General features: G+C 59.9%; 13 protein-coding genes. 1 reads left to right on the forward strand and 12 read right to left on the reverse strand.

Translation table 11 applies throughout. The annotated features are described in order from the left end of the window. Positions 1 to 38: 38 nt before the first annotated feature. The 5 genes from VGG64_07285 to VGG64_07305 all read right to left on the reverse strand — a co-directional run bounded on the left by VGG64_07285 (position 39) and on the right by VGG64_07305 (position 10778). Positions 39 to 791 carry a hypothetical protein gene (locus tag VGG64_07285; protein ID HEY1599388.1) on the reverse strand — a complete coding sequence of 251 codons (753 nt, stop codon included), beginning with the start codon at positions 789 to 791 and terminating at the stop codon, positions 39 to 41. 200 nt (positions 792 to 991) lie between these two features. Then, on the reverse strand, positions 992 to 1939 hold the full coding sequence (locus tag VGG64_07290) for a dockerin type I domain-containing protein (GenBank protein HEY1599389.1): 948 nt from the start codon (positions 1937 to 1939) through the stop codon (positions 992 to 994). 192 nt (positions 1940 to 2131) lie between these two features. After that, positions 2132 to 5434 carry an efflux RND transporter permease subunit gene (locus VGG64_07295; protein HEY1599390.1) on the reverse strand — a complete coding sequence of 1101 codons (3303 nt, stop codon included), beginning with the start codon at positions 5432 to 5434 and terminating at the stop codon, positions 2132 to 2134. A gap of 118 nt (positions 5435 to 5552) precedes the next feature. Then, entirely contained in the window at positions 5553 to 9449 is a 3897-nt protein-coding gene (locus VGG64_07300) for an efflux RND transporter permease subunit (protein ID HEY1599391.1), read from the reverse strand. Between the two features lie 150 nt (positions 9450 to 9599). Further along, positions 9600 to 10778, reverse strand: a complete 1179-nt coding sequence (locus tag VGG64_07305) for an efflux RND transporter periplasmic adaptor subunit (protein HEY1599392.1) — start codon at positions 10776 to 10778, stop codon at positions 9600 to 9602. Positions 10779 to 11503: 725 nt separating this feature from the next. On the opposite strand from VGG64_07305, the gene VGG64_07310 reads away from it, so the two are divergent. Beyond that, positions 11504 to 13306 carry an efflux transporter outer membrane subunit gene (locus VGG64_07310; GenBank protein HEY1599393.1) on the forward strand — a complete coding sequence of 601 codons (1803 nt, stop codon included), beginning with the start codon at positions 11504 to 11506 and terminating at the stop codon, positions 13304 to 13306. 42 nt (positions 13307 to 13348) lie between these two features. Here VGG64_07310 and cheB read toward each other — a convergent pair whose 3' ends face one another. From cheB to VGG64_07345, 7 genes are all read right to left on the reverse strand, one after another. Continuing rightward, a complete protein-coding gene (gene cheB / locus VGG64_07315; protein HEY1599394.1) occupies positions 13349 to 14407 on the reverse strand; it encodes a chemotaxis-specific protein-glutamate methyltransferase CheB in 1059 nt (352 codons plus the stop codon). 46 nt (positions 14408 to 14453) lie between these two features. Next, complete coding sequence (locus tag VGG64_07320) at positions 14454 to 17378, reverse strand: hybrid sensor histidine kinase/response regulator (protein HEY1599395.1); 2925 nt, start codon at positions 17376 to 17378, stop codon at positions 14454 to 14456. Continuing rightward, positions 17375 to 18097, reverse strand: coding sequence for a chemotaxis protein CheW (locus tag VGG64_07325; protein HEY1599396.1), 723 nt, complete (start codon positions 18095 to 18097; stop codon positions 17375 to 17377). The genes VGG64_07320 and VGG64_07325 overlap by 4 nt, the downstream gene beginning before the upstream one ends. Further along, positions 18094 to 19350, reverse strand: a complete 1257-nt coding sequence (locus VGG64_07330) for a CheR family methyltransferase (GenBank protein ID HEY1599397.1) — start codon at positions 19348 to 19350, stop codon at positions 18094 to 18096. The genes VGG64_07325 and VGG64_07330 overlap by 4 nt, the downstream gene beginning before the upstream one ends. Then, positions 19347 to 19805, reverse strand: a complete 459-nt coding sequence (locus tag VGG64_07335; GenBank protein ID HEY1599398.1) for a chemotaxis protein CheW — start codon at positions 19803 to 19805, stop codon at positions 19347 to 19349. Before VGG64_07335 ends, VGG64_07330 begins: the two co-directional genes overlap by 4 nt. A gap of 13 nt (positions 19806 to 19818) precedes the next feature. Then, positions 19819 to 21465, reverse strand: a complete 1647-nt coding sequence (locus VGG64_07340) for a methyl-accepting chemotaxis protein (protein HEY1599399.1) — start codon at positions 21463 to 21465, stop codon at positions 19819 to 19821. Between the two features lie 215 nt (positions 21466 to 21680). After that, entirely contained in the window at positions 21681 to 22934 is a 1254-nt protein-coding gene (locus tag VGG64_07345; protein ID HEY1599400.1) for a fused response regulator/phosphatase, read from the reverse strand. Between the last annotated feature and the right edge of the window lie 76 nt (positions 22935 to 23010).

Below are 23010 nucleotides of genomic sequence, written 5' to 3' on the forward strand. Positions count from 1 at the left end.
TACGTAATGAGGCCGAACCCGCTGGCCGATTGCGGCCCTCAAGTAACTCGTCGGCGCCTACAATGCGCAACCGATCCCAGAATGATCAGGCCGGACCAGACTACGATTGTGCTTGGCTCGGGAACGACGGGCGAAGCGGCATTTATCGTGAGGTTATCGACATAAGCCGTCGTCGGAGTCTCGTCATCTCCTGCCGAGCCATAGCCGATGCGTACGAAATTGACGGAGAAACTACCCCACGACATGCCAGGAGAGTAGTCGCTACCGTCCAGTTGGGCGAGGGTCATGCTGCTCGGCGTCAATAGCCCGCTCGTGTCACCCTCGATGTGAAACAGCGTCTGGTTGGGATCGACAGTCAGATCGGTCCAGGTATTTGGCGTAATCGAGGCAGGATCGTTGTACATCACGGCCAGAGTGCTGTCGCCACCACTGCCCGGGGTGTTAATCGACAGGATCAGATAAGGTAACTGGTCGCTTGAAGTAGGGAGGCGATCGACGAAGTAGTCTGCGGAGGTGATCTGCCCGAGCGTAATATTCGAGGAGCTGATATCAAGCTTCACGCGGGCATAGTCCGAAGCGCTTCCGAGGGACAATCGCAATGACTGGTCTCCAGCATAGGCAGGGTCAGGAGATGGCCTGATCGAGGCCGAACCGCCTCCCGAGGCAGCCAAATCATAGCCGTTGGGGTTCTCAAATCCGTCGGTAATCGAAATATCGGCGGAAGCGGTCGCAGCAACACCCAACCAAAATCCTGCAAACGCCAACAACACAATTGCTTGCCTTTTGTGCATGACGAAGTTCCTTTCGAGAATTTGCTCCCTGTCTCAGTGTCTTCGCCACCCGGGATCACGTCCTGACAGATTCAACAAAAAAAGACCCACATGCCGTTTGGGGACATGAGGGCCTCTTAATCGAGCTCGGCTAATTCTTTCGCACGCAAACCGCGGCAGGATATAGAACCGCAACCGTCAGGGCAACACTTGATCGAAAATCATGCGCATTGCCCGCGCGCCAACCATCGTCGACCGGTCAACCACGCAAGGCAGGCTAACGAGGCGAGCAGTAACGCCGACGGCTCGGGCACCGACACCGCCGCTGCGGATGTCTGCAACCAGTTCAGCCCGATCGTATTGATATCCAGGCCATTCACAAGACCATCGCCGTTGGCGTCGCCCGGGGGGGACGTGCCGAGCTGCAGCCAGTGGCTTGCCACCACGCCGATGTCGAGGCCATTGACTACGCCGTCCGAGTTAACGTCGCCCGGTATCGCGGGACGAAATCCCAGCGTGACCGTTTGCCAGTCAGGGCTGGCAAAGATGCGGAAACCGCCAAAGGCGCCGTTAACATTCGCCGTCAGACTGCTGTTCCAATAGTCGAGGCCGATTTGCGCGACCGCCGATCCGGTGACCAGCAGTCGCGCCTCGACATATACGTCCGTAGCGCCGGCCGGCACCAGGCCCGGAACATCATTCCAGGCTGAATACGCAACGGACGGGTTAGCGCTCGGCGTCATGACCACGGCATTTGTCGTCCAACCCGATGCGATGTTGCCAGGAACCTCGGTCACCATATCGCTGCGCAGCGTGAAATCGCCAGAAATATGCGATTGTTGACCGGCACCCGATCCGTAGTCATTGCTGACAATGATCGTGTCTTTGCCATTGACGATCGCATCCACTTGCATCCAATCCAGATCGACCGTGGCCGGCGCAGGATTGTTAATGTCTTGCAGCGCGTAGAAATACTCGGTGGCCAGCGGATAGCCGGGCGGGGGCGTGTACTCATTCACCTGAGGTGTCTCAGGCGGCCAGATACCCGGCTGTTGCGCGATGGGGTAACTGGAAATTGGCGCCGCGCGGGCCCACGGTCCCCGACAACACACGAGTAAAAAACAACCACCCGCCGCGAGCACAATGGCTCGGAAACGTGCATCCCGCACGAACGCTCCTCCGTGCAGCCGATGGCCCACATGCGACTGCCATTGCGATTATCGCGTCGACCTCCAACGGCGTCGACAAAAATGCGCGATTGCATTACGACTTTGCAAGCGCAGCATTGAACCGCGGCCTGGCGCGGGAGATCCTACGACGCGTGCCAGCGGCAATTGCGGGGATTTGCCACCGCTGATCAACTAATGAGCGTGAGAGGAAGACGCGTCGTTCCGCTGTTCTGCGGGGGGCGTTTTTTCAGCGACGGGCGTCTTCCAAGCGAAAGCCTGGATGACATAAAAGAAAACGGGAGTCAGGAACAGGCCGAAGACGGTCACGCCTAGCATGCCACTAAACACGGCCAGTCCTAACGCGCGCCGCATCTCGGCACCCGCGCCGAGTGCTAGCACCAACGGAACGACGCCGAGAATAAAGGCTAGCGAGGTCATCAGGATTGGCCGTAACCGCAAGCGGCTCGCTTCCAGAACCGCCTCGCCACGCGGCGCGCCTTGTTCCTGTTGCTGCTTGGCAAATTCGACAATCAAAATGGCGTTTTTGCTGGCCAGTCCGACCAACACGACGAAGCCGATCTGCGTGAAGATGTTTACTTCCAAGCCACCGAGACGCACTCCCACGATCGAGCATAGCAAACACATCGGTACGACCAGGATGACGGCCAGCGGCAAGGCCCAACTTTCGTACTGCGCGGCCAGCACGAGAAACACAAAAACGACCGCCAGCGCAAAGACAAAGATCGCCGCGGCGCCGATCTGCAACTGCAGCAGTGTCAGCTCGGTCCATTCCAAAGCCATCGAGCGGGGCAGCTCGCTGTCGGCAATCTCTTCCATCAGCGTGATTGCCTGACCCGAGCTGACGCCCGGCGCGGTATTGCCCGTGACGGCCGTGGCCGAGTACATGTTGTACCGCATCACCATCACCGGCCCGTTCGTATCGCGCACTTGCATCAGGGTGCCGAGTCTGATCATTTGACCTTGATTGTTGCGGACTTGCAGTTGGCGGATATCCGGAACGCGGTCGCGAAATTTTTGGTCGGCTTGAATATTGACCTGCCATGTGCGGCCGAATTCATTGAAGTTATTCACGTAGTACGAGCCTAGGTAAACCTGCAGCGTGCTGAACACATCGCTGACGAGTACTCCTAGCGCCATGCATTTCGTGCGATCGATGTCCAGCTGCAGCCAGGGCGTGTTGGCGCGCGAGCTATTGAACAGCCCTAGCAGGCCCGGCGTGGCATTGCCACGGGCGACGATCTGATCGCTGACGCGCTGCAGATCTCCCAAGCCGAGATTGCCACGGTCTTCGATGATGAACTTGAAGCCGCCGGTCGTGCCGAGGCCATCGATGGGCGCGGCACCAAATGCCGATACCACGGCCTCGCGGACTTCGTTTTCGCACCGATCCCGCAATGAGTCCGAGATGGCGTCGGCGGTCAACTCGCTCCCATGCCGTTCGGAGAATCCCTTCAACAACACGTACATCGAACCCAGGTTCGGCGCGTTGGCATTCAAGATCAACGACTTGCCCGCGATGCTTACCGTGTGGGCGACGCCTGGCGTTTCGCGAGCGATCCCTTCGATCTGGCTCATGACTTTTTGCGTCCGCTCGAGCGACGCCGAGTCAGGTAACCGGACATTCAGCAGCAGGTAGCCCTTGTCTTGCTGAGGAATAAAGCCCGTCGGCGCGACGACGAACTGCCAGTACGTCAACACCAGCAGGCCACCGTAGACCGCCAGCACGACGACGCTGATGCGCAACATGATCCGGACCAGGCGCGTGTAAACGGCTGTGCCCGCGCCGAAGGCCGCGTTGAACAGTCGAAAGAAACGCCCGAGCACCAGATTCAAGAGCCAATCGAGCGGATCGCGGCGCGCTCCGTGCGGTTTGAGCAGGATGGCGGCCAAGGCAGGACTGAGGGTCAATGAATTGAAGGCGGAGATGACGGTCGACACCGCGATGGTCACGGCAAATTGACGGAAAAACTCGCCGGTAATGCCACCCAGAAACGCGCACGGAATGAACACGGCGCACAGCACCAGCGCCACGGCCACCACCGGTGCGGTCACTTCGTCCATGGCCTTGCGGGCGGCTTCGCGCGGCGGAACCCCCTGCTCGAGCCAGCGTTCGACGTTTTCGACCACCACGATGGCATCGTCCACAACGATGCCGATGGCCAACACCAGCCCGAAGAGCGAGAGATTATTCAGCGAAAATCCCAGCACGGCCATCACGGCAAACGTACCCACGATAGCCACAGGCACGGCGATCAGCGGGATGAGCGTGGCGCGCCAATTTTGCAAGAAGGCCAGCACCACGATCGCGACCAGGATTACCGCGTCGCGCAAGGTATGGAATACCTCGTCGACGGACTCCCGAATAAAGGGGGTCGTATCGTAGACTATCTCGTAATCGAGCCCTTCGGGAAATCGGGTTTTCAGCTCGTTCATCTTGGCGTAGACGCCGGCGGCGGTGTCCAGCGCGTTCGATCCCGGGAGCTGATAGATCGACAATGCCACCGACGGTTTCCCGTCCAGTGTGCAGGTCTGATCATATTGCTGCGACCCGAGCCTAACGCGGGCCACGTCGCGCAGCCGGACAATGCCTGTCGAAGTGCTGGTGCTAGCGCCCAGCGGCGGGTTCATTTGTGTTGTTCCGCCAGTCTGGGACGCGCCGCCCGAGATGCCGGCCGATCCGGATTGGTCGGATGGTACGTTCGTCTGAAACGTCTTGAGGATGATGTCGGCAAACTGGTCCGGATCGGTGAGCCGGCCGAGCGTGTTGATCGTAAGTTGAAACTGCTGGCTCCTGGAAACCGGCGGCTGTCCGATCTGGCCGGCGGCGACCTGCACGTTCTGCTGGCTGATGGCAGTCACAACGTCGGTCGCGCTCAGGTTGAGCGCTGCCAGTTTGTCGGGATCGAGCCAGACTCGCAAACTGTAATCGCGCTGGCCTAGGTAGGTGATGCCCGCGATGCCCGGCAGCCGGCCTAACTCGTCTTTAATGTAGATCGTGGCATAGTTGCTGAGGAAAATGCTGTCGTAGGTGTTGTCCGGCGAAGTCAGGTTCACGATCATCATCGTGTTGGGGGACATCTTCTTGACGTTGATGCCCTCGTTCTGAACCAACGGCGGTATGACCGGCAACGCCAACGAGACGCGATTCTGAACCAATACTTGGGCCATGTCAGAGTCCATGCCCAGGCGAAAGGTCACCGTGAGGCTATAGACGCCGTCGTTGGTGGATTGCGAGGACATGTACATCATGCCCTCGACGCCGCTGACCTGTGCCTCGATCGGCGCGGCGACCGTATCGCGCACCGTCTGCGAGTTGGCGCCCGGATAGAGGGCCGTCACTAATACCGTCGGCGGCGTCACGTCCGGATACTGCGCCACCGGCAACGTGAACACGGCGACCCCGCCCGCCAGCACAAAGACGATCGACAGCACAGAGGCGAAAATCGGTCGGTCGATGAAAAAATGAGATATCACGCCAAACATCCTTGGAGTTGCCGCGCGGTGCGGCTGAACATGCCGTGGCGATAGCCAATGGCACTATCGAATCTTGTCATGCTGGCGGGGCAGCTTGCGGGCCGGGGATTGTTGTTCGTCACGGTTCTGTGCTCCGTGGCTCCGGCCTCTGTCGCTGGACAATCCGCTGTCGCAACGCCAAGGCCATGATGGTCATCAGAAATCCGATGCTACCGCCGACGACGGGGCCCCAGGGAAGAGCTACAAAGCCGGCCCACGCCAGGCTCCAACCGATAGCCGCGCCGGCCAAGCTACCAAGCAGAGAGGTAGCAATGCGGCGCGTCGACCCGCGCCGCGCGCCGCGCGCTTCGCCATAGCCCTGGATCACGTAGAAGAAGACCGGTGTGAGAAAGATGCCGAACAGTGTCACGCCGAGCATGCCGCTGAAGACAGCCGTTCCCAGCGAGCGGCGCATTTCGGCCCCTGCGCCCTCGGCCACGACTAGCGGTACTACGCCCAGAATAAATGCCAACGAGGTCATCAGGATCGGCCGCAGGCGCAGCCGGGAAGCTTCCTTGGTCACCTCGAAGCGCGGACGGCCTTCCTCGTGCAACTGGCGCGCGAACTCGACGATCAAAATGGCATTCTTGCACGCCAACCCAACGAGTACGACCAAGCCGATTTGTACGAAGATATTCACAGAGGTCTTGGTATAGAGAACACCCACCACCGAGCAGAGCAAGCAGAGCGGCACGACCAAAATCACGGCCAGCGGCAGAGACCAGCTTTCGTATAGCGCCGCGAGAGCCAGAAAGACACAGACCACGGCCAGCGCAAACACGTACATGGCGGTATTGCCCGCGCGAATCTGCATGAACATCAACTCGGTCCACTCGGCCTTCATCGACAGGGGCAGGTTTTCTGCCACAAGTCGATCGATGGTCGCGATCGCGTCACCCGTGCTGACATCGGGATGCGTGTTGCCGATGATCGGCGCGGCCGAATATAAGTTATAGCGCGTGGCGAAAATGGGGCCGCCAATTTCGCGCACATTCACAAGCGTTCCCAACAGGACCATTTGTCCTAGCCCGTTGCGCACTTGCAGCAGATTGATATCCGACGTGCGATCGCGAAAATCTCCTTCCGCCTGTAGCGTAACCTGCCAGTACCGCCCAAAGGCGTTGAAGCTATTGACATACAGCGAGCCCAGGTAAATCTGCAAAGTCTGATCCAACTCGTCGAGCGAAACACCCAGCGTCGCAACCTTGGCGCGATCGATATCCAGGTAGAGCTGTGGTGTGTTCGATCGGAACTGCGTTGAGACACCGGTCAGGCCGGGTTCGGCTTGCATCTTTTGAATTAGCTTTTCGGTTTGGCGTTGCAAGGTGGCCAAGCCCATGCCGGCGCTATCCTCGACCATCAGCTTGAATCCACCCGCTACGCTGAGGCCTGGGACAGGTGGTGCCCCGTAGACTGTCACCTGCGCGTCCTTGACTTCTTTCTTCCAGGCAGCGCGCAGCCGGGCCATGATCGCGATGTCGGTCATGGCCGGCCCCTTTCGCTCTTCGAAGGGGGCCAGCACCACGAACATAGAACCGAAGTTCGAACTATTGGCTTGTTGCAAAAATGACAAGCCGGCCACCGTTGTCGTATGGGCTACTCCGTCGGTCTGTAACGAAATCTTTTCAATCTGCGCGATGGCTTCTCGGGTACGCGTTAACGATGCCGAGTCCGGCAATTGGATATTGACGATCAACCGGCCCTGATCTTGTTGCGGAATGAATCCGGTGGGCGCCTGTACGAACACCCAATACGTCAGCACGACCAGCCCCACGTACGCCAACAGCACCAGGGCACTGATCCGCAACATAATGCCTACAACCCAAGCGTAGGCCGCGGTACTCGCGCCAAACACCGCGTTGAATGTTCGATAGAACAACGACAGTAGCAGAGAGGGGCGCAGGAGGAGCGCTACATGAAAGCGCCGCGGGCCACCGTCGGTGCTTGGCGCGGCGTGTTCCTTGCGATGAAGCAAGATCGCAGCCAGCGCCGGGCTAAGCGTGAGCGAATTGATCGCCGAGAAAACCGTCGACACCGCGATCGTTACAGCGAACTGCCGAAAGAACTGTCCGATGATGCCGCTGATAAAGGCACACGGCACAAACACTGCACACAATACCAATGCCACGGCAATCACGGGCCCTGTGACTTCTTCCATGGCCTTGCGGGTGGCGTCGCGCGGGCTCAAACCTTGCTCCAGCCAGCGTTCGACGTTCTCGACCACAACAATGGCGTCGTCGACCACGATGCCAATGGCTAACACCAGACCGAACAGCGAAATGTTGTTCAGGCTGAAGCCCAGGACCAACATCACGGCAAACGTGCCCACAATGGCCACCGGCACGGCGATCAATGGAATGATCATCGCCCGCCAGTTCTGCAAAAACACCATCACGACGACGCCGACGAGCACGACGGCTTCGAAGAGAGTTTGCACCACATCCGCCACCGACTCGCGGATAAACGGAGTGATGTCGTAGGCGATCGCGAAATCGACGCCTTCGGGAAAGCGCGTCCGCAGTTGATCCATCTTGCTGCGCACGCGATCGGCCACGTCGAGCGCATTGGTGCCCGGCAGCATGCGGATTCCCAGCCCCACCGAGGGCTGACCATCGAAGGTACACGCCTGATTGTAGTTTTGCGCTCCCAGTTCGACGCGGGCGACGTCGCGCAGGCGGACAATCGTGGCCGATGGATTAAGCGGCCCGTGCCCCATGGTCGCGCCGCTGATCGTGCCGTTGCCTCCGGCTGCCGACATACTGCCTGCCGACAGACCGGTCATGGCGCTAGAGGTTGCACCGCTGGCCATGGTCCCGGGGCCGGACGTCGTGTTAGTAGTGGTTCCGCCCGAGGCGGCGCCGCCGGTTGTTCCGCCGCCATTGCTGGCCCCGCCGCCGGCCGTCGTTCCCCCGCCGCCAGCCATCGCGCCGCCCCCGGTCGCACCGCCACCTGTAACGCCACTGATCGATTGCACGCCGACCGATGACGAGTTAGTCGAGGAGGTTGTGCCCACGCCCGATGTGCTTGTGGCGGTCGAGAGCGGCGCCGTCGAAACTCCGCCACCGATGTTGCTGGCCACGACTCGCGCGCTCACCACGCCTCCCATCGTCGCGAAGTTCTGAATCGGGCTAATCGAGCCGGGCAAAGCCAGTCCGACGGCACGTTTTGACGGCGACGCGGCCAATGCCGGTCCAGTGGGACGATTCTGGCCCACCTTGACGATGATGTCGGCGAATTGCTCCGGCAAGGAAAGTCGGCCGAGCGTTGTGATAGGCATCTGCGACGTCTGACCGCCATTCACCGGCGGTTGTCCGATCTGTCCGGCAGCCGCCTCGATATTCTGACTGCGGATTGCCTTGGCCACGTCGCTGGCCGTCATGTTGCGCGATGCCAGCTTTTGCGGATCGAGCCAGGCGCGAATGCTGTAGTCCCGTTGCCCCATGAACGTAATGTCGGAAACACCCGCCACGCGAAATAACTCGTCTTTGACGTAAATCATGGCGAAGTTGCTGAGATAGACGTCGTCGTAGCGATGGTCCGGCGACGTGAAGTTGATAATCATCAGCAGGTCTGGCGTCTTTTTCTTGATCGTTATGCCCTGCTGCTGCACCTGATTAGGCAATTGCGGCATGGCCAGCGCCACGCGGTTTTGCACCATCACCAAGGCGGTATTTAAGTCGATTCCCAGATCGAATGTGACTGTAAGCGTGTACGAGCCGTCGTTGCCCATCTGGGACGACATGTACAGCATGCCCTGGACGCCATTGACCTGCTGCTCAATAGGGGCGGCAACAGTAGCCGCGACGACTTGAGCGCTCGCGCCGGGATAATTGATCGAGACCTGTACCGAGGGAGGAGTGATCTGTGGATATTGCGCAATGGGCAGGTTCACGGCGGCGATCCCGCCGGCCAGCGTAATGACAATCGACAACACTGCCGCAAAGATCGGTCGATCGATGAAGAAGTGTGAAATCATGCGCTGCGATCAGTCAACGGAAATGTGTTCGATGCGGCGACCACGCCGGCGACCCGACGCCTGTGTCACAACAATCACCGCGGCGTGGGTATGGCAAACTCGAGCGGTCGCTGGGCTTGATTCTTGTCCAGGGGAAACGGTCCTCTCAGATTACTCGGCGCTCTTGGATTCGGCAGGCGTCTCCTGTGTACCCAGCGAAGGCATCGGCATTTTCTCTGGCTGGACCTGCATGCGCGGACGGACTTGCTGCAAGGCGCCAACCACAACCCACTCGTCCCCCTTAAGACCCTCCTGAACGACTCGTAAACCGTCGCTCTCCAGCGGACCCGTCGTGACACGGCGATATTGCACCGTGTTATCTGCATCGATGACATAGACGTACTTAAGTCCCTGATCGGCCACGATCGCTGCGTCGACGACTAGCACTGCCGGGTGAGGCTCTCCGATCGGCAAACGCATCCGCAGGAACATGCCGGGAGAGAGCAATCGAAATCCTGTGGCTGGCTTGGGATTGGGAAAGACGCCACGCCACGAGATGCTGCCGGTGGTCGGATTAACCTGATTGTTGACGAAGTTAATATTCCCTTGGTGCGGGAATCCTTCTTCCCCCGGCAGCCCCATGAGAACCGGCACCTGTCCGCGCTGGGGCACGGGGATGCGGCCTTCGCTGACGGCCCGCCTGATACGCAGCAACGTGGTTTCATCCACGTCGAAATAGGCATACATGGGGTCGGTTGAAACGACGGTTGTTAGCAGCGTCTGATCTTGCACGACCAGGTTGCCGCGGGTGAGGAAGTAGCGGCTGATCTGACCGTTGATCGGGGACGTGACCTTGGTGAAATCCAGATTCAGCTTGTAGACCTCCAAGCTAGCCTGGTAGGCGGCGACCTGTGCTTCGGCCTCGCCGACCGCCGCCTTGTCCTGGTCCAGTTGCTGCAAGCTAACGGCGCCAGGCGTTTTCGCGATGTTGATGTCGCGGGCATAAGTAGTACGAGAGAGCGCAAGCTGCGCTTCGTAGAGTTTGAGCAGTCCTTCGGCCTGATCGAGCTGCGCCTTATAAGGACGAGGGTCAACGACAAATAGCAGGTCCCCCTCTTTGACCTCGGCCCCTTCGCTGAAGGGCATTTGTACGAGGTAGCCCGTCACTCGCGGACGGATATCGACGGATTCCACGGCGTCGGTGCGGCCGGTGAAGTCGACGTAGTCGGTGACTTCCCGCTTCACCGGTTGGCTGCACGGGACGACTGGTGCCTGCGGCGGTGCGACCTTAGAGGTCCGGCTACCGCAACCCGCGGCCATGCCGATCAGCAGCAGAAATAAGACCGGCATCCGACAGAGAATTCCTCGGTTCACAATGTGAGTTCCAGAGAATCGAAGTGATGACTTTCGTGTCGCAGACGAGTGATGGTGGGCGTGATTCTGGTTGGTCCGCGCGTCTCTACCGACGCGGCGCGACACGATCCGCCGAGCTCGGTGAACGACGCGGCCCAGCGCTGTTGTACTCGTGACGATCACGCCCAATCAAGCGGGGGAATCGTCGCCGCGACGCGTTCGATCACTCAATTTGGTGGGTTCTGGCCAGCAACATCGGTCGCGCCAGGCCGAAGTTCCTTGCGTTGCGCGGCGACATCTGTGACGAACCTTACATTTTCGTTCGCTGGATCTTGGGCGTTCAGAATCATGGAATCGGCGTGGTCTCTCGGGATCGAATGAAAAAACTCGCGGGCCGAGCGAAAGCGTCTACCGACGGTTGTCGCTGACTATCCGGTCAAAGAATTCCGCGATCCGTGTGACCGAGCGTCGCAAAAAATGGTGCTTCAGTTCGGTCCGGCGATTGAACGCTATCGATGCTTGCTCACAGGTCCGCACCGCAGGCCAGTGATCCGGGCGACCGATAGCCGCCTGGCACCCAACCGCGCAATCTCGGTGGCCTAGGAAAACGTTCGTAAATAATTTGGTCGGGGAAGCAGTAGCGATTGTGCCGATATTACCGCCGGGGAGTCTTGTTGGCCGTTCGCGGGCGTGGGGCCGTGCGAACCTTGGATCACAACCACGTGAGCACGTACACCCCGGCATTCCGAGCCTTGCGCCCCGCCGTGGACGTGGGGAAAGAACGTCGGCAATTCCGTCGGCCGTGGTGGGTCCTATCGTTACTGCTCCCGTTGTTGGCTGCCGCGGGTTGCACTCCCTGGCGCGACTATATCCGCAACGGCCTAAAGGTCGGCCCGAACTATCGGCGACCGCCAGCTCCGGTAGCATCACAATGGATCGATGCGGCCGACCCACGCGTTCGGTCGCAGGAAGTGAGCCTGCGAAACTGGTGGACGGTCTTTAACGATCCTGTGCTCAATTCGCTGATCGACACGGCCTACCGGCAGAACCTGACTTTGCGCGACGCCGGCTTCCGCGTGCTTCAAGCCCGCGCCCAATTAGGAATTGCCGTCGGGTTGTTTTTCCCACAAACGCAGACCATGAATGGCGACTTCCTTCGCGAAGCCGCGACTAGGAACACCGCCAACCGTAGCTTCATTGCCAAGCGGTACTACGATCAATGGGACTACGGTTTCAACCTGGCCTGGGAGATTGACTTTTGGGGCCGCTTCCGTCGCATGATCGAAGCAGCCGACGCGCGCTTGAACGTCTCTGTCGAAGGATACGATGGCGTGCTGGTAACGCTGCTCGGCGATGTTGCCGCCGCTTACGTGCAAATCCGCACGCTCGAACGCGAGATTGAGCTGACGCAGAAAAACGTGCAGCTGCAATACCAGACCCTGGTGCTGGCCGATGCGCGATTCCAAGGGGGCACGGCCACGCGTCTCGATGTGGAACAGGCCAAGACTGTCATGAAGGCTACCGAGGCCCAGATCCCGGGCCTGAAGATCAGTCTGCGACAGGCCAACAACCGACTCTGCATTCTGATGGGAATGCCGCCCGAGGACTTGCAGAAGCGGATCGGCCCGGGGCAAATCCCCACGGCGCCTCGCGACGTGGTCGTCGGCATTCCCGCCGACCTGCTGCGTCGCCGGCCCGACGTGCGTGCCGCCGAGCGCGCGGCCGCTGCCCAATCCGCGCAGATCGGCATCGCCGAGGCGGAGTTCTATCCGCATATTTCGCTCGTAGGCACGCTCGACTACTCCAGTCAAAGCTTTCATAACCTGATCGACCCCGGATCGTTCTCGGGCATCGTCGGCCCCTCTTATTCGTGGAACATTCTTAACTACGGTCGCATCCTTAATAACGTCCGGGCACAGAATGCGCTGTTTCAGCAGCTGGTCGTCGACTATCAGATGGCAGTCTTGAACGCGGCCGAAGAGGCCGAAGACGGACTGGTCACGTTCCTCGAGTCGCAGGAACAGACAAAATCGCAGTCTGAAGCCGTAGAAGCGGCTCAAAACGCGGTAGATATTTCACTGGCGCAATACCAGGGGGGCCAAGTCGACTTCAATCGTGTGGCTGTGCTCGAGTTGCAATTGGTCCAGCAGCAAAACTTGTTGGCGCAAGCGCGCGGTCAGATCGCGACCGGATTGATCAACGTCTATCGCGCCTTGGGAGGGGGTTGGGAGCTGCGCCTCGACAACCCACAAGCATTACCCGAGGTGGCACTCGCAGCGCCGAACAGCACTCCTGAAACGACAGACAAATCGCAGGAAGCGATTCCGACGCCGACGGGTCAGTCCTCGACACAATTACCAGTGCCACCACCTGTGCTGCCCAACGCACAGCCGCCAAACGCACCGTCGAATACGCCGTCCAATGCCCCCCCGAGCATCCCGCCGACGGTGCCGCCAATCACAGCGCCAAGCCCACTGCCGAATTCGCTACCGAGCGCACCGCCCGCGGCGATTCCAGCTCCCTAGCGCTCTGGTATGATTGCGACGCGGCCACGGACGACGCACAGCTCAGGCGCGCGAGCGGGCACTTTGCTGCCGGGCAAGTTGCACGGTGATTTCCGCGGCGATGTCGGCGAGCGGCAGACATTGGCGGACCGCCTTGAGATCGACCGCTGCTTTGGGCATGCCGTAGACGACGCTCGTCGCCTGATCTTGCGCGACCGTGTACCAACTGGCTTGTTGCAACAGCTGCATCCCCCGCGCCCCGTCTGATCCCATGCCGGTGAGCAGCACAGCGACACCACTGCCAGGCCAGTAACGTGCCAGGCTGGAGAATAACGCATCGATCGACGGCCGATATGGGTAATTGGCCGGCTCCGACGTATAGCTCAGACGCTGATCGCGCTGCAGCACTAGATTGTCGTCCGTACCAGCCAGCAGCACGATCCCGGGCGTAGGCTCGTCGCGTTGCCGAGCGAGCCGAACCGGAAGCCGCGATCGGCTCGCCAACCAGCTTGCCAGACCCGGGGCAAACTCGGCGGCAATATGTTGAACGACCAGCACGGCCGCCGGACAGTCTGGCGGCAACGCGGACAAGATCTGTGCGACCGCCTCGGGACCACCCGTCGACGCGCCCAACGCGACTATCGAGGGCCGCGGTTGCGACGGAACGTTTTCCGAAGTGGCAGAGTGGGCACTGAATAATTTGCTGGGCTCCGCGCGCAGAGTGGAAAACTGCTGCGTGCGCGCTAGCTTGGCGATTCGCGCCAAGATCGCCTCGCCGTCTCGGACCTTGCCGTCCGGACCGAACGTCGGTGTGTTCACGGCGTCCAGCCCTCCCTCGCCCATCGCGGCATAAACCTGGTTGAGGTTGCCCGTCACGCTCGAGGTAACAAGCAAGATCGGGCAAGGCGTGGCGGCCATGATTTGCCGCGTGGCTTCGACGCCGTCCATCACCGGCATGACCAGGTCCATCAGAATAATGTCGGGGCGATCCTGGGCTGCGCGGCGCACGGCTTCGGCGCCGTTTTCGGCCAGCCAGGCGATGGTATGCTCGGGCGCAGAGAGCACGATGCGACGCAATACTTCGCGTGCCAGGGCCAGGTCGTTGACAATTGCGATACGCATTCCTAACGGAGTCCTACGTAGTTCCTGCGGCCAAGTGCGAACCTCACTAGGCCTCGCCGACGCAATCTCTGACTGCCTGCAGGAAAGTATCGTCGTGAAAGCTGCTCTTCGTCAAATAGTAGTTGGCCCCGACTTCCAGTCCCCGCAGGCGGTCCTCTGCGCGCTCTTTGTACGACACGATGATGACGGGCAGGTTGCGCAAGGAGACTTCGTTGCGAATCATGCGCACCAGTTCCAAACCATTCATCCGCGGCATATCGACATCCGAGATCACCAGGTCGAAGACTTCAGAGCGAACGATGTTCCACCCCTCCTGACCATCGACGGCGACCGTGACATCGTAACCTTGGTTGCGCAGGATCTGTCTTTCTACTTCCCGCACGGTAATTGAGTCGTCGACGACCAATACGCGCTTGCTTGGACCACGCGTCGCGCTTTCGCGCTCGTAACGCCGCAGCGCGCCGCGCTGGATGTAATGATCCATAGAACGGATCAAGTCTTCGACATCCGCAATCAACACCGGGGAACCATCGTCGAGCACGGCCGCGGCGCTGATGTTAGGCACCTTGCCCAGCCGCGCGTCGAGCGGACGAACCACCAGGTCTTGCTCGCCACGAAACGCATCGATAATCAATCCGTATTGTCCGACGGAATCGCTGACAAGTACGACGGTCAGGTCTGGTGTCTGGGGGACAGTAGTGTTCATGCCCAGAATCTGGGCCGCCAGGACGACGCCGATATTCTCTCCGTCTACGACCAGGAACTGCCGGTTTTCCAGTGAACGTAACGATGAGGCAGGAACCCGGATCAACCGATCGATGCGATGGTGCGGAAAAGCGTATGGCTCGCCATCGACTTCGACCACCACGGCCCGCAAGACCGATAGAGTAATTGGCAATTGCAGATGAAACGAGGTTCCTTTTCCCAAACGCGAATCAACGCGCACAGAACCACCGATGCGGCGCACGGCTTGCTGAACCACATCGAGCCCCACGCCGCGGCCGGAATACTCCGTAAGTTTCTCCGCCGTCGAAAAGCCAGGCAGGAAGAGGAACTCGAGCACTTCCGCGGTCGACATCGACTTGGACATTTCTGCCGTTGTCAGGCCCCGCTCGATGGTTTTGCGGCGAATGAGGTCGGGGTCGAGCCCGCGCCCATCGTCAGAGACCGCGACCGCGAGCATGCCCGCCCGATGATGAACCTCGAGCTTAATCACGCCACAATCGGACTTGCCGGCTGCTGTGCGCTCCTCGGGCATTTCCATGCCATGGTCGATGGCGTTGCGCAACAGGTGCGTCAACGGCGCTTCCAGCTTCTCCAGCACGTCGCGATCGACTTCGGTCTCAAGACCGTCGATCTCGAGCCGGACCTGTTTCTCAAGCTGCCGGGCCATATCGCGCACCAGACGGGGAAAGCCGTGCGCACCATCCGCAAATGGCCGCATGCGGCTGACGATTACCTCGCGGTAAAGCCGGCTATTGAGATCTTCGGCCTGCGCCGCATGATCATCAAACTCTATCATTCGTTCGGCCAGAACCTGGCGGCAGTGCGCCGTGCGACGGCGCACTTCGTCGACCAGCACGACTACTTCCTCGGCCGCGCCCTGCGTGGGAAGAGTCTGTGACAGGCTGTCCAACAGTCCGGCTAGATGGTCCTGATGTTTTTTCAGCTTCAGCAGGGACGTGGAAAAAGGCTGTAGCCACCGCGCCTGCACTAGCGACTCGCCGGCCAACCCCATTAGGCGATTCAGACTTTGCGCCGAAACGCGCACCACCGCTGCCGCCGGTTCCGCAGCGATGGGCGCGGCAGCTGCCGCCTGCGGCACGATCAGCGACTCATCGCTCGAACCCGCCACCGCCTGAGCAATAGATGCCTCGGCGTGCATGCGAGCGTCTGCCTCTGTCGACGGCACTTTCTCCTCGCCGGCGATGGCCTGGGTAGTTGCAGCAGTGGAAGCGGCAGGCAAGGTGATGGCGGGCGCCGAGTCGATCGGCGCGACGGACAACAACCGACACACTTCCGCCACATCCGACGCGCGACGAGCAATCCACTCCGGCACAGTCTCCGGACGAATTGCAATCAGTTCTACCAGCATTTCGACGGCGCTGTGCAATGGGTGCCAGGCGCGCACGTCGACGGATTTCGTAGTCGTAAATGCGACGGTGAAGGTCGCCTCCAGCGCTTCGGCCAATTGCGCCGCAGGTCCGATGCCGACGATTTTCGCCGCGCCACGGATGGCACGCGCCGCACTCGCGAGCGACTCCAGCGGAGCTGTGTCCTGGGAATTCTCGGCTAACCCTCGCAGGCCAATTTGGATCGAGAGACAATTGCCGCGGACTTCTTCGCGAAATAGATCCAACAGTGGGGAATCGTCCGCGGGGACGATCGGCCCGGTCGGTATGTCGATCATTTGCCACGATGGTACGTGACCAGCGGCGGCCAACGATTGGGGCGGCCGCTGAGCCGCGCCAGCGCCGCGGCTTTCGTTCGGATCGACTGCGTCGTTCGGCTGTATGCTGTCAGACATCGCCTTCGTGGCGGGCGCAGATGACGCGACGGCCATCGGCCGCCCCTCGGCCACGGCCGTCAATCGATGGCGCAGATCGGCGATTTCAGCCGTGTGCTTGGTCGTCCAGGCCGACGCCGAAGGATCTGAGACTGCGGCTAATTCCGCCAGCATATCCGTGCCGCGCAACAGTTCGTCAATGTCGGTGGGAGATATGCGAATCCGTCCCTCTTGAGCGGCGACGAACACGTCTTCCATGACGTGCGCTAACTGAACGGCCAGATCGATACCGATGATGCGAGCGGCTCCCTTGATCGAATGCGCCCCGCGCATCAACGGCTCGATGCGTTGAGGATTCGCCGCGTCGACTTCCAACGCTAGCAAACCCTGGCTGAGGACCGCTGTATGGGCGCGGACCTCCTCCTGAAACAGATCGATCAATGAGAATTCGCCGCCGCCCGTCATGACATAAGCCTCGTTCTCAGGGCTTGCAGCAAGCGTGCGTCGTCCAGATAGCCGATCGTCCGCTGTTTCCATTCAAACATGCCGCGCGACAATCGACCGCTGGAGCGTGCCACGGTCGCGGGAGCGGGGGTCAGTTGATTAGCAGGAAATCGATAAACCTGGTCAACTTCGTCCACGGGAAGCACCCACCGCTGTGCCTCCAGATCAATTACCAATAGCCATGCCGTATTGCTCTGCGGGGCCGATGACTGCGAACCTTCTGCGCGTTGCTTACCGTCCGTGGATCGCGAGGGTGCGCCAGGCGAAGAGATTCCCAAAAGTTGATCGAAGCGCACACAGAGCTGCAGCTCGCCGCGAATGTTCACGAGCCCGGCCAGCAACCCGCCACGATGCGGCACGCGGTGTACAGGGCGTAGCGGGTGGACTTCGACCAAAATTTGTACGGGGAGTGCCAGCCATTCTTCGCCCATGCGAAAGACCAGCGCGCTGTACGACTCACCAGCTGCCGACTCGGGAGCAGCCGCGAGCCGCTCCCTGGCCTCGTCGAGATAGCTGGCGGGCGGCGGGCTGTCCAGCAATCGCTGGCCAGCCGCGGCAAATACGGGGCAATTATGGCAATGTACGTATTGAGTAAGTTCTGGACAGCTGCGATCGCCGGCCACACCGATACGATTCCAGCAATCGGCGAGTACGTTCAGGACCGGTGACAGGGTACTCACGCTTCACCTCCGCCACCCGCGCGCTGCAATCGATCGCGCAAGAGAGCCGCTTGCGCATGGGCCCCCTCTTGCTCGAATTGCAACATCAGGTGCCAGATCGCCTCGACGTGGTCCGGCTGCAAATATAACGCCTTCTCAAAGCAGCGCTTCGATTCGGCGTCGTCTTGTCGGGCCTTGTGTATCAGTCCCAACATGGCATAGAGCTCGGCCGTCGGTCCGTTTGTGGACAATTGCGTTTGGCATTCGGCCCAAGCCGCATCGAGTCGGCCTGCGTCAGCATGGCTCTTGGCCACGGATAACGGGTCAGATGCCGGCAGCGCGGCAGCGCCGGACGGTTGCGCCCGAGTCGACTTTACCTGCGACCGCGGCGCGGATTTGGTTTTTATCGATCCATCGAGAACGGCTATTTCCGTTGCTACGTGGGGCAATGGTCGTGCCGGAGGCTCGTGGCGTGCGGCGGACGTTGCGCGACAAAACAAAAAGAAGCCATCTGGGCCCGTGTGGATAAAGCGGTGATCGATGGAATTCAACGGCTCGGCATGACCCATGCAGACGAGGCCCTGCGGAGCCAGCAGCCGGTCCACTACCTCGGCGACTTTTTGGCGCGCCGTGTTGTGCAAATAGATCAACAGGTTACGGCAGAAAATCAGGTCGTACGGCAATTGCTCGCGCAGGAAGTCGGCGTCGACTAAGTTACCCTGCTGGAATTGAACCGAGGCGATGAGCGATTCCTCGAGCTGCCATTGATTGCCATTGGCTTCGAAGTGTCGGCTGCGCAGTTCCCCGTCCGTCTGCCGGAACGAAAACGCGCCGTATCTTCCCTGCCGTGCTTTTTCCAGATGAGCACTGTTGATGTCAACGGCATCCAGGTGCCATGCACGGCGTGGGACGTGCAACTCGGCTAGCGCAATCGCCAGGGAGTAGGGCTCTTCCCCAGTGCTGCACGGCACGCTCAAAATGCGAAACGGCTTTCCAGCGGGCCGGATCATAGCCGAATCTTGAATTTGCTTGGCCAGATAACTAAATAATTCCCCGCCGCGAAAGAACCAGGTTTCGCGAACCACCAGTTCGTCGACCAATGCCTCGATTTCCGCGGGAACGTGTTTCAGATGTTGCGCGTAAGCCGTCAGATTAGCGATACCGAGCGCGCGTTGCCGTGTTGCGACCACCACGGGAATAACCGTGGGTCCCAAGGATGCTGGATCGAGTCCGATCCGTTCGCGCAGCTGATCGATGACGCTTGCCAGGCTCATGAGCAACACGCTCCCGCCAGGCGCTGCCGCACGGCATCGGGTATCAGGCGATCCAAGTCGAGCACGCGCACGATCTCTCCTCGGTCGATAATCGCTGGTCCCAAATCCGGCTCTGCTGGACGCGACCTGCCGAGTGGCGCGTGCGGCGGCGCCTGAATCTCGCATATCTCGGAAACGTGCGAGGCCAACAGCCCTAGCCAGCTCGACGGCAAATCGGAATGTTGCCAGGGTACCACGATGATCCGGCTACTGAGCTGTGTCGGACAATCCCCTGCTCCTGTCAAACGGTGCATGTCAATTACCGGGACAACGCTCTGGCGATAGACGAAAGTGCCGGCCAACCAGAGCGGGCTGTCGGCAGACCTTTGCAACGGGACGCGCGGCACCACCTCACCGATGCGACGAACGTCGAGTGCTACCCGCTCTTGGCTGATTTGAAATGTGAGCGCGAGCATCGTGGGTTTGCGATCAGGTTTTGAACTGCGCGATTTCCTCGTTGAGCGACTTCACCGACTCACGCAGGTGCGCCGTGGCCTTGTTGAATTCGTCGAGCGAGGCCACGGTTTGTTTTGTACCGCTAGAAACGGTCAGCATGGCTTCGTTGATTTGCTCCGCACCGATCGACTGATTGTGCATCCCTTCGTTGACCAGTCGGAACCGGTCGCTGACGGTGCGCACCTCCTCGGTGATCTGGCCGATCTGACTGTTGATTTCACCTACGCGTCCTACGCCTAGCCGCACTTCCTCGCTGAACTTATCCATCTGCATCACGCCGGCCGATACCGCGTCGTGCATGTGTCGGACCATATTCTCGATATCCAGGGTCGCCACGGCTGTCTGATCGGCGAGTCGCCGAATCTCGCGAGCCACAACCAGGAACCCGCGTCCGTATTCACCGGCTTTCTCGGCTTCGATGGCGGCATTGATCGAGAGCAGGTTCGTCTGATCGGCAACCTTGGTGATTGTTGTGACCACGACATTGATATTGTCCGCTTTTTCTCGGATCAGGGCCAGCTTCGTCGAGATCGAGGCGGTGGATTCGACCAACTGCTGCATGGTCGACTCCATATCAATCAGCCGGGAGCGGCCGGCGGCGGCCAATGTGGCGGCTTGGTTGGCACGCTCGTTCACTTCGCTCATCGTGCCGGACAGTTCCTTGCCCGTCGCGGAAATCTCGCGTACGGCGGCGGCAATCTCGGTGGTCGAACTACTCAGATCTTGAACGGTGTTTTCTTGCTGCTTCGAAGTCGCGGCAATCTGCGACGCCGTCGAAAGCAAATGCAGGCTGGACTCGCGGACCTTGGCCACCACGGCGTGAATCTTGGCAATCATGGCGTTGATGCCCAGGCCTAGCTCGCCAATTTCGTCCTTTGATTCGATCGTTATGCGGGCGGTCAGATCGCTTGCGCCACTGGCCATTTCGTTGATGCGGGAAACGAGCGCCCCTGTCGACCGCACGATGCCGTATGCCAGATACAGCCCCAGCAAGATCACCAACAAGATCGTTCCCACGCTCAGAATCACCATCATCGTGACCCAGAAGCGCACTTGATGCTCGGCTTCCTCTTGTTCGGCGGCGGTCCTCTCGTGACCTAGTTTGACGGCACGGTCGATGGCCTTTCGGTGATCCGTGTAGGCCGGTTCTATGGTCGTGTCGAACGCCTGTTTAAGTTCCTCGTGGTCACGTATCCCTATGAGCGGCAGAAACTGATCATTCGCAATGTGGAAGAATTTATCGACGGAGGGATTCACCTCGTTGCGCAGGGCCTGTTTCACGGGTCCCTCGAACAGCGCATCCATCCAGTAACTTTGCCGCTCGTGGCACCGCTCTTCGCGCCGATAAAACTCGGCCATTAGTTCCTTCTGCTCGGCCGAGTCGTCCGTCCCCATAATTTCGATCAAGGTCAGGTAAGGCTCGACAACGAACAATGTACACGGCTCGAACTCGGCCATCGCCGACTTGCGAAGCATGATCTTCTGGTAGAGCGGTCCGTTGATGCCAAATCGCATCAACAGGAAAAGTGCCAATGTCAATACCGCCGCCAGACCGATGGCGCTCAGCAGGACAATGCCGTAGAGCTTGGCCTTGATGGTCGCTTCGCGGAAAAGGGACATTCTTCGATCTCGAGGGATAAGGGCGCTTTCGCGGGAAGCAAACAACGAAACGGGTACCGCTCCGAACGCGGGCCAAAGCACCCTCAAGTGTAGGTAGCCGTATCCGGCAGGTCGGCACAATTCACGGAATGCCGTGGAATTTTGGAGAGGGACAGGGCTCGCCCTTCTCAGCACAAGCCACCCAGGCCGCACGTCCCTACTTTCCGGATTGCGGTTCAGAATTGGATTTCGAGAACAGAGAAATCGTCTTCCAAAATCGTGGTGCCACCGAGTTCTTGGACGTGGGCCAATAGTCGGTCGCCGACCGCTTCTCCCTCGGCCCGCAACCCGCTGATAAAGTTCGCGAAATCCGCGTGTTGCCACATATTGCCGTCAGGCTTTTGGATCTCGTACACGCCGTCGCTATAGACGAGCAAACGGGCGAACGTATCCAGCGCGACCGTTGTGGTGGAGTAGGGCATGCCGTCGATCATGCCGATCGCCAGACCGTCGGATTCGAGCTTCTCGAGCTGCGCCTCGGCTGCCGAGGGCCCGTTATATAAAAGTGCCGGAGGATGCCCTGCGTTGCTGAAGGCCAACGAACGTGTCGGCGGCTCATAGACCCCGTACCACATGGTGAAGTATTTGCCATTTTGCTTTTCCATCTGGAATACATCGTTCAAGCGCGACAGGACCTCGCCTGGGTTGCAAAAATCGGTATCCGGCAGCGATCGCGCCGAGAGTAGATTCGTGGCCGACACGGCCAACAACGACGAGCCGACACCGTGGCCGCTGACATCGAGCAGATAAATGGCCAGATGCTCTGGGTCTAGCCAATGGTAACCGAACATATCTCCGCCCAGCGCCGTCGAAGGAACAAAGCGCCAGTCCACCTGCACGCCGCAAGTTGTCGTCTTCTCCGGAAGCAGCGACTGCACGTAACGGGCAGCTTGCGCCACTTCTTCGGCAAGCTGCCGTTGGTTTTCCTCCAATTGGCGAAACGCCTCGTCGCGCTCCAGCCGGCTGATGTAGGCCTGCGAGTGATAGCGGATCCGCGCGAGAATCTCGATTCGATCCGGCAGCTTGACCAGATAGTCGTTGGCACCCAATGCGAAAGCCTGGGCCTTGATGGTCGGCTCCTCTTTACTCGACAACACAATCATCGGGGTTTCGCGCGTGGCTTTATTGGCGCGAAAGAACTTCACGAGCTGCAAGCCGTCGATATCTGGCATGACCAGATCCTGCAGGATCACAGTCGGTTGGACGGCGTTAGCCGTGTCGATCGCCTTGGAAGGATCCTGACAGTAGTGGAATACAATGTCGGACTCTGGCGCGAGCATGTGCCGCACCGACTCCCCGACAATCGCCTGGTCATCGATCAGCAATACCGTAATCGGCCGCGTTGCCAGCACGACGCCAGGAGGATGGGTTGGAACGGCGGTGAAATGTGCCTGCGGATTCCTTTCCGAGGCGGTAGCAGTTTCGGTCATCAACGCTCCTTGGAGGTCGCCATGCTTTGCGAGGGAACTTTCTAACCCTAGCCCCCTGGCGGCCGTTTTGTGCGAA

It is taken from the genome of Pirellulales bacterium, from assembly GCA_036490175.1.
GTDB lineage: Bacteria > Planctomycetota > Planctomycetia > Pirellulales > JACPPG01 > JACPPG01.